The sequence below is a fragment of the Ruegeria sp. AB11 genome, from assembly GCF_056536325.1.
Genome location: NZ_JBQFJO010000001.1, coordinates 2,478,544 through 2,496,307, shown reverse-complemented (window position 1 = coordinate 2,496,307; position 17,764 = coordinate 2,478,544). Strand labels below are relative to the sequence as shown.

17 protein-coding genes and 1 tRNA gene are annotated in these 17,764 nt (G+C 54.0%); 14 read left to right on the top strand and 4 right to left on the bottom strand.

What is annotated here, in order from left to right; all coding sequences use genetic code 11:
- The first annotated feature begins 18 nt into the window (after positions 1–18).
- From ACR3EJ_RS12545 to ACR3EJ_RS12525, 5 genes are read left to right on the top strand one after another with little or no spacing between them, the layout of a single operon-like run.
- The gene (locus tag ACR3EJ_RS12545; RefSeq protein WP_170539846.1) at positions 19–966 is read left to right on the top strand and encodes a DUF58 domain-containing protein; all 948 of its coding nucleotides are present in this window, start codon (positions 19–21) and stop codon (positions 964–966) included.
- Complete coding sequence (locus tag ACR3EJ_RS12540) at positions 963–1,436, top strand: DUF4381 domain-containing protein (RefSeq protein WP_170539849.1); 474 nt, start codon at positions 963–965, stop codon at positions 1,434–1,436. The genes ACR3EJ_RS12545 and ACR3EJ_RS12540 overlap by 4 nt, the downstream gene beginning before the upstream one ends.
- Positions 1,436–2,422, top strand: coding sequence for a vWA domain-containing protein (locus ACR3EJ_RS12535; protein WP_170539852.1), 987 nt, complete (start codon positions 1,436–1,438; stop codon positions 2,420–2,422). The genes ACR3EJ_RS12540 and ACR3EJ_RS12535 overlap by 1 nt, the downstream gene beginning before the upstream one ends.
- Positions 2,422–3,915, top strand: a complete 1,494-nt coding sequence (locus tag ACR3EJ_RS12530; RefSeq protein WP_170539855.1) for a vWA domain-containing protein — start codon at positions 2,422–2,424, stop codon at positions 3,913–3,915. The genes ACR3EJ_RS12535 and ACR3EJ_RS12530 overlap by 1 nt, the downstream gene beginning before the upstream one ends.
- Positions 3,912–5,141, top strand: coding sequence for a BatD family protein (locus tag ACR3EJ_RS12525; RefSeq protein WP_170539858.1), 1,230 nt, complete (start codon positions 3,912–3,914; stop codon positions 5,139–5,141). Before ACR3EJ_RS12530 ends, ACR3EJ_RS12525 begins: the two co-directional genes overlap by 4 nt.
- 3 nt (positions 5,142–5,144) lie before the next feature.
- Here the strand turns inward: ACR3EJ_RS12525 and ACR3EJ_RS12520 are convergent, their stop codons facing one another.
- The gene (locus ACR3EJ_RS12520) at positions 5,145–5,825 is read right to left on the bottom strand and encodes a Crp/Fnr family transcriptional regulator (RefSeq protein WP_170539860.1); all 681 of its coding nucleotides are present in this window, start codon (positions 5,823–5,825) and stop codon (positions 5,145–5,147) included.
- A 241-nt stretch (positions 5,826–6,066) separates the two neighbouring features.
- Here ACR3EJ_RS12520 and ACR3EJ_RS12515 point away from each other — a divergent pair, with 241 nt between their 5' ends.
- From ACR3EJ_RS12515 to cls, 3 genes are all read left to right on the top strand, one after another.
- Positions 6,067–7,635, top strand: coding sequence for an arylsulfatase (locus ACR3EJ_RS12515; RefSeq protein ID WP_037321012.1), 1,569 nt, complete (start codon positions 6,067–6,069; stop codon positions 7,633–7,635).
- A gap of 72 nt (positions 7,636–7,707) precedes the next feature.
- Complete coding sequence (locus ACR3EJ_RS12510) at positions 7,708–8,682, top strand: HAD family hydrolase (RefSeq protein WP_170539863.1); 975 nt, start codon at positions 7,708–7,710, stop codon at positions 8,680–8,682.
- A gap of 23 nt (positions 8,683–8,705) precedes the next feature.
- Complete coding sequence (gene cls / locus ACR3EJ_RS12505; RefSeq protein ID WP_170539866.1) at positions 8,706–10,118, top strand: cardiolipin synthase; 1,413 nt, start codon at positions 8,706–8,708, stop codon at positions 10,116–10,118.
- Here the strand turns inward: cls and ACR3EJ_RS12500 are convergent.
- A complete protein-coding gene (locus ACR3EJ_RS12500) occupies positions 10,115–10,549 on the bottom strand; it encodes a potassium channel family protein (protein ID WP_170540417.1) in 435 nt (144 codons plus the stop codon). The genes cls and ACR3EJ_RS12500 overlap by 4 nt on opposite strands.
- Positions 10,550–10,707: 158 nt before the next feature.
- On the opposite strand from ACR3EJ_RS12500, the gene ACR3EJ_RS12495 reads away from it, so the two are divergent.
- Genes ACR3EJ_RS12495 through ACR3EJ_RS12485 form a run of 3 tightly spaced genes read left to right on the top strand, consistent with a single transcriptional unit; the run spans position 10,708 to position 14,790 of the window.
- Positions 10,708–11,355: an ABC transporter ATP-binding protein gene (locus tag ACR3EJ_RS12495; protein ID WP_170539869.1), complete on the top strand. Its 648-nt coding sequence runs from the start codon at positions 10,708–10,710 to the stop codon at positions 11,353–11,355.
- Positions 11,352–13,766, top strand: a complete 2,415-nt coding sequence (locus ACR3EJ_RS12490) for an FtsX-like permease family protein (protein ID WP_170539871.1) — start codon at positions 11,352–11,354, stop codon at positions 13,764–13,766. The genes ACR3EJ_RS12495 and ACR3EJ_RS12490 overlap by 4 nt, the downstream gene beginning before the upstream one ends.
- Positions 13,756–14,790: a lipocalin-like domain-containing protein gene (locus tag ACR3EJ_RS12485; protein WP_170539873.1), complete on the top strand. Its 1,035-nt coding sequence runs from the start codon at positions 13,756–13,758 to the stop codon at positions 14,788–14,790. The genes ACR3EJ_RS12490 and ACR3EJ_RS12485 overlap by 11 nt, the downstream gene beginning before the upstream one ends.
- A 270-nt stretch (positions 14,791–15,060) precedes the next feature.
- Here ACR3EJ_RS12485 and ACR3EJ_RS12480 read toward each other — a convergent pair.
- Positions 15,061–15,146, bottom strand: a tRNA-Leu gene (locus ACR3EJ_RS12480).
- Between the two features lie 145 nt (positions 15,147–15,291).
- Here ACR3EJ_RS12480 and ACR3EJ_RS12475 point away from each other — a divergent pair.
- Together ACR3EJ_RS12475 and ACR3EJ_RS12470 are read left to right on the top strand one after the other, a co-directional pair.
- A complete protein-coding gene (locus tag ACR3EJ_RS12475; protein WP_170539875.1) occupies positions 15,292–15,870 on the top strand; it encodes a YqaA family protein in 579 nt (192 codons plus the stop codon).
- Positions 15,867–16,328 carry a disulfide bond formation protein B gene (locus ACR3EJ_RS12470; protein ID WP_170539877.1) on the top strand — a complete coding sequence of 154 codons (462 nt, stop codon included), beginning with the start codon at positions 15,867–15,869 and terminating at the stop codon, positions 16,326–16,328. The genes ACR3EJ_RS12475 and ACR3EJ_RS12470 overlap by 4 nt, the downstream gene beginning before the upstream one ends.
- A gap of 3 nt (positions 16,329–16,331) precedes the next feature.
- Here the strand turns inward: ACR3EJ_RS12470 and ACR3EJ_RS12465 are convergent, their stop codons facing one another.
- Positions 16,332–16,919, bottom strand: coding sequence for an HNH endonuclease (locus ACR3EJ_RS12465; RefSeq protein ID WP_010440254.1), 588 nt, complete (start codon positions 16,917–16,919; stop codon positions 16,332–16,334).
- Positions 16,920–17,131: 212 nt separating this feature from the next.
- On the opposite strand from ACR3EJ_RS12465, the gene ACR3EJ_RS12460 reads away from it, so the two are divergent.
- Positions 17,132–17,737: an rRNA large subunit pseudouridine synthase E gene (locus tag ACR3EJ_RS12460; protein WP_170539879.1), complete on the top strand. Its 606-nt coding sequence runs from the start codon at positions 17,132–17,134 to the stop codon at positions 17,735–17,737.
- Positions 17,738–17,764: the final 27 nt, after the last annotated feature.

The window sequence follows — 17,764 nt, the reverse complement described above, 5'->3', positions numbered from 1 at the left end:
GCTAAGGAAAACGGCTGCATGAACCAGACTGCGCCATATCCGAACGACCCACGCGTCCGTGTCGACGCGGACCATCTATTGCAATTGGGCCCCAGATCGCAGGCACTCAGCCTGTTACCGCGTCAACCCGCGCGCTCGATCCTGAATGGTCGTCACGCCTCGCGTCTGCGTGGTCGCGGCCTGAATTTTGAAGAATTGCGTGGCTATTTGCCGGGCGACGATATCCGAACCATCGACTGGAAGGTCACTGCACGCACCGGAAAGCCCCATGTTAGGGTCTACACAGAAGAACGTGATCGCCCTGCCCTGCTGTTGGTCGATCAGCGCATATCGATGTTCTTCGGAACAGAAGTCTACATGAAATCTGTCATCGCTGCCGAAGCCGCAGCAATTTCTGCGCATCGAATTCTTGGTCAAGGCGATCGTGTTGGAGGTCTCGCATTCAGCGATACAGACGTTGCCGAGCACAGACCACAGCGCCGCGCGGCAGCCCTTACGCGGTTCTTGTCCTCCATCGGAACAGCAAATTCCCGCTTGCATGCAGGCTTGACCCCACAGCCAACCGTGTTTCTGAATGACATGCTTTTCGAGGCTACCCGCATCACCCAAACCAGCGGACTAATATGCCTGTTCTCAGACTGCGACGGGCTCGATGAAAGATCGGAGAATTTGTTGCGTCAACTGGCGTTCTCAAACGATTTGATCGTTTTCAATATCGCGGATCCAACTGCAACGGCACTCGCGCCCAACCTAAGGATGACTGTCTCTGATGGTAGCGAGCAGATTGAAATCGACAGTTCCGACCCTGAGTTATCAGACAAAATTCGAATATCCATGGAGGATAGGTTAGCACAACTGCACACATGGTCCCGACGATATGGTTTTCCGGTAGTTCCTATGACAACCTCGGAACCGGCTTTGGATCAGCTATTGCGCTTATTCGGGCACCGCGGAGGTCGGCGATGAGCATCGATACCACAGGAAAATCGCTGGTTGATCTGTTGGATATGCTCGAACCAGCGCCAGAACCTGAAGCTATTTCAATGATGCCCCAGACCTGGGGATGGGTCGTGGTCGCTGTCATCCTGCTGGCAATTTTTTCGGTCGCTACAGTCCTGATACTGCGGCACAGGCGTGCGAACGCCTATAGGCGGTACGCGCTGGCAGAACTCGCAGCGCCTGGCATCTCTGTGGCCAAGGTTGCCGAGATCCTTCGGCGTACTGCGTTGGCCGCATATCCTCGCGAGCAGGTCGCAGGGATTCATGGCGAAGATTGGCTGAGCTTTCTATCACAAACCATTGATAGAAAATCATTAAATTCGGAAGATTGTCGAGCGTTAGTTGAAGCCCCGTATAAAGCCATACCGCCAAACCCTGCCGTCACGCAGCTTGCGCGCCATTGGGTTAAAGCCCACAAACCATATCGGAGAAAGTGATGTTTTCCTTCGCTGCTCCGTGGGTTTTTCTGCTACTTCCGCTTCCGGCGCTGGTCTATTTTTTTGCTCCACCCCATCGCGAAAAAAACACTTCAATTCGTATTCCCTTCTTTCGCCGCGTTGCGCAGGCTGCGGGCGTCGAGCCGAAATCCGGCTCAGTCATCCCAGTTCGATCCCGCCTTCAAACGGCAAGCGTCGTGTCAATCTGGATTTTGTTGGTTCTGTCGCTGGCTCGACCAGAACAGTTGGGTGATCCCATAGTGATTGAAAAATCTGCGAGGGACGTCGTCCTCGCGTTGGATATCTCGGGCTCGATGGATCAGCGCGATTTCAAATCCGAGACTGGCGGCCCGGTGCAGAGGTTGGAAGCAGTTAAAGATGTCCTAAAACAATTCATCGCCGAGCGCGATGGTGACAGGATGGCCCTCATCATTTTTGGAACACGCGCGTTCATACAAGCGCCGTTTACAGAAGATCTTAATAGTTTGAATGGCTTCCTGGATCAAACTCAAGTTGGCATGGCTGGTCCGAACACTGCGCTGGGTGACGCGATCGGGCTTGGGATCAGAACATTCGAGTCCAGCGAAGTGGATCAACGCCTGATGATCGTCCTAAGCGATGGGGCCGATACATCCAGCCGTATGACGCCTGTAAACGCGTCGGCGATTGCCGCAGAAAAGAATGTGGTCATCTATACGATTGGTGTTGGAGACCCTAATGCTACGGGCGAAGATCGCGTGGACCTGCAAGCGTTAAAGGACATCGCGGATCGCACCGGTGGAGAATATTTCTTTGCAGATGATGCGTCGGCCCTCGCACAGACCTACGAGCGAATAGATCAGTTAAACCCCAGAATAGTAGAAACTCAAACCTATCGCCCGACAAATAGCCTTGCCCATATTCCATTGGCGAGTGCGCTGATCGTTATTCTTATCAGCACAATCTCGTTCCATTTTACCCAGCGGCGCAAGGAGGTTGCTCAATAATGGAACTTCCTGATTTCCATTTTATTCGAGGTTATTACCTTCTGTTTTTAATCCCAATCGTGGCGCTATGGTGGTTGATCAGACCCAAGCCTGCGGCCGAAACCAAGCTACCCTCAGGGATCGCTCCGCATCTGGCGACCGCATTGCAGCTTGGCAAGACTGAAACCCGTCGCATTCAACCAATTGATATTGCGATGGTCATCGCCACACTTGTTGCCCTCGCGGCCTCCGGTCCAACCTGGTCGCGTACACCCAACCCGCTAATTGCAGATACCGCACCGTTAGTGATCGCTCTAAAGGTCACCGACAGCATGGAGAACACGGATATTGCTCCTTCACGGTTGGACCGAGCACGGTTCAAGATCGCTGATCTGATCGATGAGCGCGCTGGAGCCCGCACTGCCCTGATCGCTTATTCCGGAACGCCGCACCGAGTTGCTCCCCTAACCGAAGACGCCAACATTCTTCGCCCTCTGCTTGAAGGCTTAACGCCGGCTGTGATGCCAACCCCAGGCGCCGCAGCGGCCGATGCTCTCGATTTAGCGCAATCCATACTGGATGAAAGTGAGAGCCCGGGGGCAGTGCTGTTTGTTTTGGATGACTTAGACCCGTCTCAGGTATCTGGGTTAAACACTTCGATTAACGACATTTTCTTTCTCACTATGCTGCCTAATGGTGAGCGAATTGTTCAGCTAGGCAACGTCCAAGGCGCATCCGTGGTAGCGTTTTCGGATGACGATCGGGACATCAGTCGTCTGCAGCGTCAAATCCAAACTGCCTACACTGCAGCTCTGGATGATGAACGTCTTGATTGGCAGGACAATGGCTGGATCTTGGCATGGCCTGCTGCGTTACTATCACTTCTTTGGTTCAGAAGAGGCTGGGTGATCCGCTGGGCACTACTGGCTTTGATGATAATACCACCATCAGGAGCTCGAGCCGAAGGGTGGAAAGATTGGTTCCTTACGGCCGATCAGCAAGGTCAGATTGCAATGAATCAACAGCGCTTTGCTGAAGCGGCGGAATTGTTTGAGGGCTCGTATCACAAGGGGTATGCTTATTTCAGGGACGGTCAATATTCAGAGGCGTCCTCGATATTTGCCGGGCTGGACACACCGGAAGCCGCGTTTGCTGAAGGTATGGCACGGATACGGAACCGTGAGTATCGCCCAGCCATATCCGCCTTCGAGACCGCCTTGGAACGGCGTCCTGAATGGCCCGAAGCGCAGCACAATCTCGAGGTGTCGAAAGCCATCCTTGATTACATTGAAACAACCCGCGAACAATCTGATACGGGCGAAGAGGCTGGCATCGGTGCGGACGACACAGTTTTCGACAATGATGCAGCCCGCGGTAACGAAACTACGGTTCAAGCTCCTAAAGAAGGGCCGCAAACCCTTTCGGCTGATCAATGGATCAGCTCGATAGATACCGACATGCAAGACTTTCTGCGCAACCGTTTTCTTCTTGAAAATCAGGAGCGAACAGAATGAGATACGTTACTTTCTTTATTCTTTTTCTTGCTCTTCCAGTATTTGCGCAGAATACCGATTCGACCGCCCCTCAGGTCTCGGTCGAAGCGCCTGACGAACCGGTCATTGTAGGGCAACCAGCGATCGTTCGAATCAAAGTTCTAGTGCCAACATTCATGCCACAACCTCCGGTGTTTCCCTCTTTAGAACAACAAAACCTCGTGGTTCGTCTTCCTGAACGTGCCTCTGGACCAATCAGCGAGACGTTGAACGGAGCGACCTGGTCCGGTGTGCAGCGCAGCTATCGCCTATACCCTCTGGCAGCAGGTCCGGTTGCGTTTGACTCGCAAGAGGTGGTTGTAACTTATGCCGATCCTCAAACCAACGATCCAATTCAGGTTTCGTTGGCGCTTCCGCCTGTACAACTCAGCGCCGAGATTCCGGAAGGTGCTAGAGGTCTTGATCCATTAATCATCGCAAACGGGTTTTCGCTCCAGCAGCAAATAGAAGGCACGACAGATATGCAGGCTGGTGACGCCATTACGCGCGAATTGAGCGCGCAGATATCTGGCACGACGCCTCTTTTGATCCCAGTGCTCACACCTCACGAGCAAGACCCGTTGTTGCGCGCATATCCTAAGGAGCCGCGCATTACAGAAACCGAAGATCGAGGGGTGTTGTCCGGACAACGCATGGAAAAGACGGTTTATATTGCGCAAGAGGGTGGCCAGACAAGGTTGCCAGCTGTGTCAATCGATTGGTTTAACTTGCAAACCAAACAAATTGAAACGGCCTCGGTCCCACCGACCGAGCTAACGCTGGCACCACCAAAATGGCAGCCGCCGGATATTGAAACCCTTGCAAAGGCTGCATTCTGGATTGCGATTGTTGTTTTGGCATTGTGGGCCGCAGTGCGATCTCTTCGCCCACGCTATCAGCGCTGGAAAGACAAGCGACACAGTAGATATCTTGCCTCCGAGGAATACGCCGCCGAAGCTTTGAGAGCAGCATTGCGAGCTCGGGATTTGTCTGCAGCTTATGAAGCTATAGAACTTTGGAAAGAGCGCAGCCTCCAACCAGAACGCGCCGCGCCCCTTGAGAGCAGCCTGACCCAGATAGGTGCTGAGCGGTATTCAAAGAAGAGCCAAATTGGATTTGAGGATTGGAGTTCGGTCATGCGGAATCTGAATGCCCTGAATAACTCTAGTCGTCCCAAACCGGGTGTGTTGCCGCCACTTAATCCCTAGGCTTCAACTTTGGCAGCTTGCGATAAGTTTGCGCCTGTCGATCAGACGTAGTCGACCATATCCCAGCTCAACTAGGCCTAAACCTGAAAGTCGATGCAGGTTACGATGCAACGTTGGTTGAGACACTGCGACCATCGCAGCCAGCTCATCCTGCGATACAATAATCCAGCCGTCGGATTTCGAGGCACCCTCGTCCAAATGCAGCAGACGTAAGACAAGGCGCTTCTCCGATCCCGTAACTGCCAAGTTAGCCATAATCCTGAGGGCTGTTTTCATGTTTTCACGTGTTAACGCGTAGAAATCGCGGACATATTCCGGGTTCTCTTGCACCATTCTTTCCACCCGTGAACTGGGAAAAAACAATGTACGCGTCTGTTGGGTGGTCATCACGCTGACCAGTCTTTGCGCTTCGGCGAAAAGAGCAAGATCTCCAATCCAGAAACCTGCACTTTCCCGATGCACAACAAATTCTTGCCCGTCATCGGCGGGTGCCGTGATCTGAACAGACCCATCAAGCACAGCGTGAATACCATTTGCCGGGTCACCATGGTGATAGAGTGTTTCGCCTGGTTCAAACGTTCGGACAACCGCACAAGTCATCAGATCATTCTGAAAATTCGGCCCGCGTGCCCCAAACCAGTCGGTTTGGGTCAGGATCTGCATATCATCATCATTATCAAACATTTGTATCTTTCAAAATGATCATATGATAAGTTATAGACACGTTTCATCGTTTAAAGTAGTTCTGTTCGATTCCCGGTCCATTACATATTTTTTCTTCCGGTAATCAACAGTTTGCACGCGGCTATCGAGTTCAATTTAGCCGCTGCCTCTAAAACTAAATTTGCTGGGCCATTAAGGCTCGTTTAATCAGGAGCACCCTATGTCACCTCCACAAATGATTGCATATAGCTGGCGCAAATCGATGCGCAAGTTCGCAGTGGCAACCGTTGCTGTTGCGCTTGCACTGCCCGCCTGGGCGCAGGATCAAAAACCTAATATTCTTGTGATATGGGGCGATGACATTGGGCAATCGAATATCTCAGCCTACACCATGGGCCTCATGGGATATCAGACACCCAATATCGATCGCGTGGCCAATGAGGGCATGATCTTCACCGATTACTATGGTGAGCAATCCTGCACTGCTGGTCGCTCATCCTATATCATGGGACAGTCCGTGTTCCGGACAGGCCTGTCGAAGGTCGGTCTTCCGGGGGCTGATCTTGGCATGCAGGTCGAAGACCCAACCATACCTGGTTTGTTGAAAGACCACGGTTATGTCACTGGTCAGTTTGGCAAAAACCATCTTGGAGACAAGGATGAACACCTGCCAACAAACCACGGTTTTGATGAGTTTTTTGGCAATCTCTATCACTTGAATGCTGAAGAAGAACCAGAAAACGAGGACTATCCGGGTGACCGGGTATTGGCTGATGGCCGCACCTTCCGCGAGGCGTATGGGCCGCGCGGCGTTATCAAATCAAAGTCAGATGGTACCATAGAAGACACGGGACCATTGACCCGCAAACGCATGGAAACTGTCGATGACGAAACCGTGGCGGCGGCGATTGATTTCATCAAGCGGGCACATGAGCAAGGGCAACCCTTCTATGTCTGGTGGAATGGTACCCGCATGCATTTCCGTACCCACGTCAAAGACGAGATGCGCGCGAAAGCCAATGAAATCTCAGGTCGCGTTGCGGATGAATACACCGCGGGCATGATCGAACATGATATGCATGTGGGTCAGCTGCTGGATCTGCTGGACGAGCTTGGCATCGCCGACAATACCATAGTTCACTATTCCACAGACAACGGTCCGCACATGAACACATGGCCCGATGCGGCCGCAACGCCGTTCTGGGGTGAAAAGAACACCAACTGGGAAGGCGGATGGCGCGTTCCCTCGATGGTCCGCTGGCCCGGTCAAATCGAAGCCGGATCTGTCACCAACGAGATCGTGCACCACATGGACTGGTTGCCAACATACCTCGCGGTCGCCGGTGATCCCGAAATTAAGGACAAGTTGAAGGCAGGTTATAGCTCGTCTGGCATGGGGCGCGAATACAAAGTGCACCTGGATGGCTACAACATCCTGCCTCTGTTGACTGGTGAGACTGCCGAAAGTCCTCGCAAAGAGATTTTCTATTTCTCGGATGACGGAGACCTAACGGCACTGCGCTTCGAAGACTGGAAGCTAATATTCCTGGAGCAGAAAGCCTGGGCAACTCTGAGGGCCTGGATCGAACCTTGGACCGAGCTGCGCATACCCTTGATCGTCAACCTGCGCCGTGATCCGTATGAACGGGCCTACCGGACCTCTAACACCTATTACGATTGGCTGTTGGACCGAGCCTATTTCCTAGTTCCAGCGCAGCAGTATGTTGGTAGTTTCCTGAGCACATTCCAGGAATTCCCACCACGTCAGAAAGCGGCCAGCTTCAACTTGGATCAGGTTATGGAGAAGCTAACAACACCGACCAACAATTAGGCCTTGAATGTAACTCTTAGGGTCGCCCTCTAAAGGGCGGCCTTTTTCCTTTTTGAAGATGTCGAGAGTCATATGCGTTACGCCGCTCTAGCTGCCGTGCTCAGCTACACTCCCCTTACACTGTTCGCAGACCCACTTCCGAGTTGGAACGCTTCTGATTCAAAAAATACGATTATTGAGTTCATTGGCAACGTCACAGATCCAGGAGGGCCGAACTATGTCACCCCCGCCGACCGGGTCGCGGTGTTTGACAATGACGGCACGCTCTGGGCTGAACAACCGGTCTATTTTCAGTTCATATTTGCCATGGACCAACTGGCAGAGCTTGCTGAACAAGACCCATCGATCTTATCGACCCCAGCCCTGAAAGCGGCCGCCGAGGGTGATCTGCAAACCATTCTTGAAGGTGGGCACGACGCTCTGATCGAAGTGGTTAACGCGTCGCATTCCGGCAGCAGCGTTGAAGTTTTCCAAGCGTCGGTCGCCGATTGGCTCGATACTGCACGACATCCCAAAACCGATCTGCCCTACGACCAGATGACCTATCAGCCGATGGTCGAGCTGTTGCGCTATCTGCGGGATGAGGATTTCAAAACCTATATCGTATCGGGCGGCGGTCTGCATTTCATGCGTGTCTTCGCCGAACAGGCCTATGGCATCCCGCCCGAACAGATTCTGGGCACGTATGGAGAAACAACCTATGACAGCGTGGACGGCACACCTGTAATCAACAAGGCCCCCGGCATCGCCTTCATCGATGACAAAGAAGGCAAGCCAATCAACATCGAGCGCACCATCGGCAAGCGCCCCATATTTGCTGGGGGAAACTCGGACGGGGATTTTGCCATGCTTGAATGGACCACCGCAGGCGACGGGCCACGGCTGGGCGTTTTGATACACCACACTGATGCGGACCGTGAATGGGCCTATGACCGCGAAAGTCCGATCGGTCGGCTGGTCGACGGGTTGGATAAAGGCCCTGACATGGGGTGGGTCATCGTTGATATGGCCAATGACTGGTCGCGCATCTACACTGGGGCCAACTAAACAAACCGGATCATTGCGCGCTCATGTGGACATTGCTCGTTTCGTTTTTTCTGTTTGCTCTCTATTGCCTAGCGGTCGTCTTTGCCGTGCGCGCTGCGCAAACGGCGCGTACACCTCAGGGTGCAGTTGGGTGGGTGGTTTTCCTGCTGTCTGCGCCGGTGTTTGGCGTTCCGTTCTATCTGTTTCTGGGGCACCACCGCTTCAAAGGCTATCGCATCGCGCGACAGGAAAGCGAACGTGTGGTGGAAGGGATCAAAACTTTTGCCGACTACTCGAAACCTGATCCTAAGACGATGCGCATTAATCCGCGGCCATTCGAGGCTCTGGCCCACCTACCCGTCTCACGCGGCAATGGGGCCGAATTACTGATTGATGGTAATGCCACGTTTCAGTCAATACTGGACGCAATCGACGGGGCAAAGAATTATGTCCTGATCCAATTCTACATCGTGCGCGATGATGAGCTGGGGCGAAAAGTACAAGATCGGCTGATTGCGGCGGTCAAACGCGGCGTTCATGTTCGGTTTATGACTGATGCCGTAGGAAGCTATGGCCTGCCGTCGAGCTATCTGGAAACACTGCGCGGGTCGGGTGTGGATGTGGCTGATCCGCGCGAACAGCGCGGGCCGAACTTCCGCTTTCAACTCAATTATCGCAACCATCGAAAAACCGTGATCATTGACGGTGAGACAGGCTTCATCGGCGGCCACAACATTGGTGTCGAGTATCTAGGGCAAAGCCCTCGGTTCGGGCGTTGGCGGGACACGCATATTAAGATGACCGGTCACGTTGTGCGGCAGTTGCAACTGATCTTTACCGAAGATTGGCACTGGGCACGCAACGAAGACCTGATCGATAAGCTCGATTGGGCAGGCAGTGAATCTGAACAGGACATGAACGCGTTGCTGGTCGCTACTGGTCCGGGCGATGATACCGAAACCGGCGCGATGATGTTCTTTTCTGCCATCGCCGAGGCCAAGGAACGGCTGTGGATCGCCTCACCTTATTTTGTGCCCGACATCGACATCATGACCGCGTTGCAGCACGCGGCGTTGCGCGGCGTAGATGTGCGGATTCTCGTGCCCGATGTCATTGACCATCGCCTGCCCTGGCTTGCGGCATTTGCCTATTTCGATGAAATCCGCGACTGCGGTGCACGTGTGTTTCGCTATACCGATGGCTTTATGCATCAAAAGGTGTTTGTCGTTGACGATACACTGGCAGCTGTTGGTACCACCAATCTGGACAACCGATCTTTCCGCCTGAACTTTGAGGCGATGGCGCTGTTTTTTGATCCCCGCGCGGCAGGTGCTGTATCTGACATGCTGGAAACCGATTTTCATTCTAGCTACGAGTTGACACGCGACTTGCCCCAGCAGCCGTTCCACATCCGGTTTTTTGCGCCGCTCGCACGGCTGTTTGCACCAATCCTCTAGTTCAAGAACCGTTCTTCAAACACTCGCGTCATCAGGGCGACGAGGAATGCCGTAGACAGCCCAAAGGCAAGAAGTCCAGTAACCGAGGCGAATGCGCCGAAAATACGCAAGCCTTCGCCCAATACGATGTCTCCGTAACCCAGCGTCGTGAAAGTCACCAACGAGAAATAGAGGGCCGAATTCCAATCCGGCAGTACATCGCCCCACACCCACACAATCGCCCAAATCCAGACTTGTACCGTATGCGTGAGCACAATGAACACAAGCGCTACGCTGATGGGGCCCGCGGTTGCCAGGATCGTGCTCCGGGTCTCCCATCTTTCGACGAGTTTGCGGATGACCAGAACGCACCATGTCAGCAACATGATTTCGATCAGAAAACAAATACCTAAGTAAAAGCTGCCCCAAATAATCTGCTGCGACAATGTCATATAGATGGCCTTTGTTCCGATTGCAGCCAGCATGGAACTTTCGCGCGCGCTGGACAACCCCGCCCTCAAGGTGCGGGGCTGCGGCGAATAGAACCGATCTCTGCTCTGGACACTGTTTCGTTGCGCTGCACATTGTGACAGAACGAATGAGTGTTCAAATGTTGCTATCGATTGATCACGTCCAAAAATCCTATCCCGGCGGACGCCCGGTCCTGAATGATGTCTCGCTGACCTTGGAACAAGGCCAGACCCTGGCGCTGACCGGGGAAAGCGGCAGCGGCAAAAGCACTTTGCTGCACTTGGTTGCCGCTTTAGATGGGTTCGATGGCGGGGAAATCACTCTGGATGGAAGGCCCATGTCGTCTCTGAATGACATTGAGCGTGCTGCCTTGCGCCGAAATACGCTGTCATTGGTGTTCCAGCAGTTTAATCTGATCCCGTCGCTGACCATCGCTCAAAACCTCTCAATCCACGCGCGGCTTGCTGAACGTGAGGACCCAGAGTGGATCGAGCATCTGACCAAGCGTCTTGGACTGGCCGATCTGCGGAACCGCTTCCCTGAACAGCTATCGGGTGGGCAGCAACAGCGCGTTGCCATCGGGCGGGCCATGGCCATCCGGCCGCGTTTACTGCTGGCTGATGAACCGACGGGTAATCTGGATGAGACAGCAAGCGCGGTAGTGTTGGATCTGATGCTTTCATTGGTGGCCGATACAGGGGCCGCCCTCTTGCTGGTCACCCACTCGAACGAGATCGCCAGCAGACTGGACCGTCGTGCCCATTTGACAGGCGGACGGATCGAATGACACGCGCTGCAGTCCAGGCGTTGCTGTCCCATTGGCGGGCGCATCCATTGCAGTTGCTGACCCTTCTGACCGGCATCGCGCTGGCGACCTGCCTCTGGTCGGCGGTACAAGCGATCAACGCCGAGGCGCGCGCCAGTTATGAGCGCGCCAGCGCACAGCTTGCCATTGGACAGTTTGACGAGCTGCGAGCGACCGGGTCCATGATCCCTCTGTCGCGATATACGGAACTCAGACGCGCAGGCTGGCAGGTGGCCGCGGTGCTCGAGGGCACACTGCGCGTAAATGGCCGTTCAATACGCCTAATGGGCGTGGATATGGTCGCTTATCCTGCCCTGCCCGCCATTATGCAACTCGAGCAAAGCACCAATGCGCCAGATCCGGCTGATATGCTGACAGCTCCGGGACGGCTCCTGATGTCGCCTCAACTTTCGCAGGTATTTCAATCCGCTGACCGATTTCCACCAATTCTTACCAGCGGCGCGCTACCGCCTGATCTGGTCCTTACAGATATCGGAGTAGCCGAGCAACTGCTCAACCGCCCCAATCAAATATCCCGACTGACAATTTTGCCGGATCAGCCTCGCAAATTGCCACCTCTGTCGGAAATCGCACCTGAACTGCAGCGTATTGCACCATCTTCACAATTGGATACCACCCAACTCACCGACAGTTTTCACTTGAACCTGACTGCTTTTGGTCTGCTGTCATTCGCAGTTGGTTTGTTCATCGTCCACGGTACCGTCGGCCTAGCTTTCGCGCAGAGGCGCGGCACAATCCGAACATTGCGGGCCTTGGGTCTTCCAATGCGGAACCTGATCGGGATTGTTCTGGGTGAACTTTTGTTGCTGGCTCTGATCGGAGGCCTATTCGGGCTTGGGCTGGGATATTTCCTGGCCGGCGCGCTTCTTCCAGACGTTGCTTCTACCTTACGCGGCCTCTACAGAGCACCAATCGACGGGCAAATGTCACTGCGTCCTCAATGGGTCGCCGCAGGTCTTGCCATGGCAACAGGTGGCACTCTGGCTGCAAGCGGGCAAGCGCTCTGGCGGCTTTCCCGCATGCCCATACTCGCCGGACCCGGCTTGCAGGCCTGGGGAGGCGGAAAGATATCTGCCTGGATTTCTGGCGGATTTGGATTCGCTTTGATTGCTTTGGGCATCATTGCCTACACTACTTTCGGTGGTCTTATTGCCGGATTTGCACTGCTCGCCGGGGCACTGACTGGGGCTGCATTGGTACTGCCACTCTTCATTTCAGCTGTGTTGGGCTTGTTGATCCAAAAAGCAAAAAAGCCGGTCACACAATGGGTTCTTGCCGATATGCGCGCGCAACTGCCCGGGCTTTCCTTGGCGCTAATGGCCCTATTGCTGGCGCTGGCGGCAAATATCGGAGTTGGAACCATGGTTTCCAGTTTCCGCCTGACTTTCACCGGATGGCTGGATCAACGTCTAACTTCAGAGCTTTACGTGACCGTTGAGGATGAAACCCAAGCTGAGGCGATTACCCAATGGCTTACAACAAGAACTTCAGCAATCCTTCCGATCCGCAGTACAGAGATAACGCACGAAACCGGACCGCTTTTCCTGTATGGAATCGTTGATCACCAAAGCTATCGCCGAAACTGGCCACTGATCGCCAAAGAACCTGATGTCTGGGACAGCGTCCTGAACCGGGGCGCAATCCTGATCAACGAACAACTTGCCCGCCGTGCGAATTTGTGGCCGGGAGATACGGTGGCGATCACGCCGGATCATATTCTGACCATAAGCGGGGTCTATTCCGACTACGGGAACCCAACCGGACAGGCGATCGTATCAATGCCAATACTGGATCGGATAGCTCCGGATACGGAAACCCGGCGCTTTGGAATCCGCATTGCGCCAGAGCAAGCCACGGAGTTGGCGCAAGCGTTGCGTGCCCAGTTTGAACTGTCGCCCACGGCCGTGGTGCAACAAGCTGCCATGAAGGCCCGGTCGCTTGCTATTTTTGAGAAAACCTTTGTCATCACTTCAGCCCTGAATGTGCTGACCTTAGGGGTCGCAGGATTTGCGATCCTGACCAGTTTGCTGACGTTGTGGACCCAACGCTTGCCTCAGGTCGCGCCGGTTTGGGCGTTGGGCCTGACACGTTCGAAACTTGCCCAGCTAGAGCTTTTGCGCAGCGCCCTGCTTGCTTCTTTAACTGCCTGTCTGGCTTTGCCACTCGGGCTGATATTGGCTTGGGTATTGCTTGCCGTGATCAACGTGCAGGCATTCGGTTGGCGTCTGCCTATGCATCTGTTTCCGGGTGATTGGCTGGCGCTGTTTCTGCTGACATTGACTGCCGCAACTCTTGCCGCCGCTTGGCCTGCCTGGCGATTGCTCCGCCTGCCACCTGCGGCTTTGCTACAGGTTTTTGCCAATGAACGTTAGAGCTTTCTTCCTATTCTTAATATTCCCCATAGCCAGTTGGGCACAAGGCTATGCCGGACTGGGAGTTAATGCCGAAGGGTTTGCGCGGCCTGAAGCAGGTTACCAATTCCAGTTCCCGAAAGATCACGGCCCGCACCCTTCTTACCGGATAGAATGGTGGTATCTGACTGCAAATCTCAAAGACGCAGAAGGCAATGACTATGGTGTTCAATGGACTTTATTCCGGTCGGCCCTGAAACCAACTGAGATAGAAGGCTGGCAGAGCCCTCAGATCTGGATGGGTCACGCAGCCGTAACAACATCAGACACGCACTATTTCGCGGAACGGCTATCCCGTGGAGGTATCGGACAGGCCGGTGTCACCGCCCAACCTTTCGAAGCCTGGATCGACGAGTGGCATATGCGTGGAGGTGATTTAACCCAATTGAGTCTTAGCGCGTCAGGATCAGATTTTGGTTACGACTTAAGCCTACAAGCGCAAGGCCCATTGGTGTTCCACGGCGACAGGGGTTATTCCGTGAAATCTGCCGATGGGCAGGCCAGCTATTATTATTCACAGCCATTCTACACAGTAGAAGGTATCCTTCACCTACCAAATCAAGACATCGAAGTAACTGGACAGGGCTGGCTGGACCGCGAATGGTCCTCGCAACCTTTGGCCGAAGATCAAAGCGGTTGGGACTGGTTTTCGCTCAGCTTTGACAACGGCGACAAATTGATGGCGTTTCGCCTGCGTGGGGAACGTGGGGATTTCACAGCTGCCACATGGATCGAGGCAAATGGGCAAACAACATCTCTGCCGGACGGATCGGTACTATTGACACCACTAGAAACAAACCACGTCGTTCAACGCGATATACCTACCAGATGGCAAATATCACTACCTGAGAAAGGTATTGATGTAGTTGCATCGGCCCTAACACCCAAAGCCTGGATGGGGACTCGGTTCGAGTATTGGGAAGGCCCCGTCACGATCTCTGGCAGCCATTTAGGACGAGGGTATCTGGAAATGACCGGGTATTGAATAAGAACCGACCACCCTTGAAGATCTGTTGCGATGCCCATCGAGAGCATTCGATACTCAAACCAATACGGCGAATACCGAACAAAATAAGATATTTACCGAAAACTCAAAAGATTCGATTTTCTGAACGTCTAACCAGTCACCGAATAATGTATCTTGATATAGCCAAATTACCGACTAGCGCAGGATTGCGAGTTTTCTCTGTGACAAAACAAAATCGCCAAAAAGAAAAAACAGCAGGTCGGTTCCCCTAACCTACTGTTTTTACTTTGGTACCCAAGGCCGGACTCGAACCGGCACGGTATCACTACCGGGGGATTTTGAATCCCCTGCGTCTACCATTCCGCCACTTGGGCCACGAACAATGGATTAGCGCTCAAGCGCAGGAAGGTCCAGAGGCAAAAAACAACCAGAGCATCGATTGTTTCGGCGACGGAGGTTGACGGTCAGGCAGGTGCGTGGTTTGCCTTGCAACAACAGTTATCAGGACAACAGTTCTTTATGTTACGACCACTTTATGACTGGACCCTTCGTCTGGCCGAACATCCTCATGCGCTGTGGGCACTGGCCATTGTGGCCTTTGTTGAAAGCTCCTTCTTTCCGATTCCACCCGACGTCCTGATGATTCCGATGATCATCGCGAGACCATCGCGCGCCTGGCTGATCGCCACCGTTGCCTTAGTGGCATCTGTACTGGGCGGAATGCTGGGTTACGCCATCGGGGCATTCTTCTACGAGAGCCTCGGGCAGCCAATTCTCGAAGCCATGGGCAAGGCCCACGCGATGGAAGAATTTAACACCCGCTTCAACGATTTCGGTTTCTGGGCTGTGCTCGCAGCTGGGGTAACTCCGTTCCCCTATAAGGTCATCACAATCATGTCCGGTTGGACCGGGATGCCGCTGGGGACTTTCATTGCCACTTCGATTCTGGCACGCGCATTGCGGTTCTTCCTTGTTGCCGGACTGCTGTGGAAATTTGGTGAGCCAATCCGCGATTTCATCGAAAAGCGGTTGGGTCTGATGTTCACCATGTTCATCGTGCTGCTGTTTGGTGGCTTCCTAGTTGTAAAATACCTATGACCAAGAAAACGCTCATACTTATTGCAACCACAGGTTCGGCCGCCCTATTGCTAGGTGCTTGGGGATTTCAATACATCGGCGGGTTTGCGCCGTGCAAAATGTGCATCTGGCAACGCTATCCGCACGGCGCGGCGATCGTTCTTGGTGTGCTTGCTTTCGCCTTTCCGGGCATTCGACCATTGCCCCTGTTGGGAGCCCTTGCGGCAGCCACAACCGCAGGGGTCGGATTCTATCATGCGGGTGTCGAACAAGGCTGGTGGGAAGGCCCATCAACATGCACTTCTGGTGATATTGGAGGCCTCAGCGCCGAAGAACTGATGAACCAGATCATGTCCGCCCCATTAGCGCGCTGTGATGAAATTCCATGGGAAATGTTCGGGATATCAATGGCCGGTTGGAATGGATTGTTCTCGGCGGGTCTGGTCCTGGTCTGGATCGCAGCTTGGCGCGTGCGTTAGGTGTTATTGCTGATCCAATTCGGCATCCCAGTACAGGAAATCAATCCAGCTATCATGCAGATGGTTGGGTGGGAACTTGCGACCAATATTTCTAAGGGCTTCAGCGTCCGGCTGACGCGGCGGTTTACTCAGAGACATTCTGGCCTGCCGAAGCGACTTTGACCCCTTACGCAGATTGCATGGGCTGCAGGCTGCCACGACGTTCTGCCAACTGGTCACACCTCCGGCAGCGCGCGGGACGACGTGATCAAAGGTCAGTTCTCCGCGGCTCCCGCAGTACTGGCATTTGAATTCGTCCCTCAAAAATAAATTAAAGCGCGTGAAGGCCACGCGCTTTCTGGGTTTTACATAATCTTTCAGGACAACGACCGAAGGTATTCGAATTTCGGTGCTCGGGCTTCGGACGACCTCGTCGTACTCGGCCACAATATCCACCCTGTCCAACCAGGCCGCCTTGATCGCCTCTTGCCAGGGCCACAGAGATAACGGGTAATACGAAAGCGGGCGATAATCAGCGTTCAGAACCAATGCCGGATGATGCCTTAGCGCACCGGGTTCCCTGACAAATTCGGTCCTGAAGTCTCCGTCCATAACAGAATCGCTCCTCGCTCTGTACTGCCCGTTTGTGACATCAGAGCGGGGAACACCCGCCCCGGCCTTAACTTAACTATATATCGTGTTAAAACTCTGACAAGTCCCGATTTTACACAACATCTCGAGTAATGCTTAGGCCGATTCCGTAACAGATAAGTAACATTTATCCACAGGTTGCGCTGCCGTGGTCCGGGCGGTATGGCGGGGGCATGTCCTGGTTTATCCGCTTTAACAAACCTTATGATGTGTTGCCGCAGTTCACAGACCGCGCCAATGCGGATTCACCTCGCAGCACGCTGTCGGATTTCATCGATCTGCCCGGCGTCTATCCTGCCGGGCGTTTGGATCGGGACAGCGAAGGTTTGATGCTGCTGACCGACAATGGGAAGTTGCAGGCACAGATATCCGATCCCAAGCACAAGATGGCCAAGACCTACTGGGTTCAAGTCGAGGGTATCCCGGATGGGGCCGTGCTGAAGGCACTGCGCGATGGGATTGAGCTAAAGGACGGGCTGACACGCCCTGCCAAGGCCCGTCTGATTGACGAGCCCGAAGGCTTATGGCCCCGAAACCCGCCGATACGTGCCCGCCAGACCGTACCGGACAGTTGGGTCGAACTGACCATACGCGAGGGCCGCAATCGTCAGATTCGCCGGATGACCGCAGCAGTCGGGCATCCAACCCTGCGCCTGATCCGTGCACGGATCGGCGACTGGTTTTTGGACGGCCTTGACCCCGGTCAGTGGGACAGCCTGCCGATGCCTTCAATAAGTGCAGCGCCAGCACGCAAACGCGACCGACGTCCGCGTCGATGACAAAAACTGCGTGATGTGATATACTTA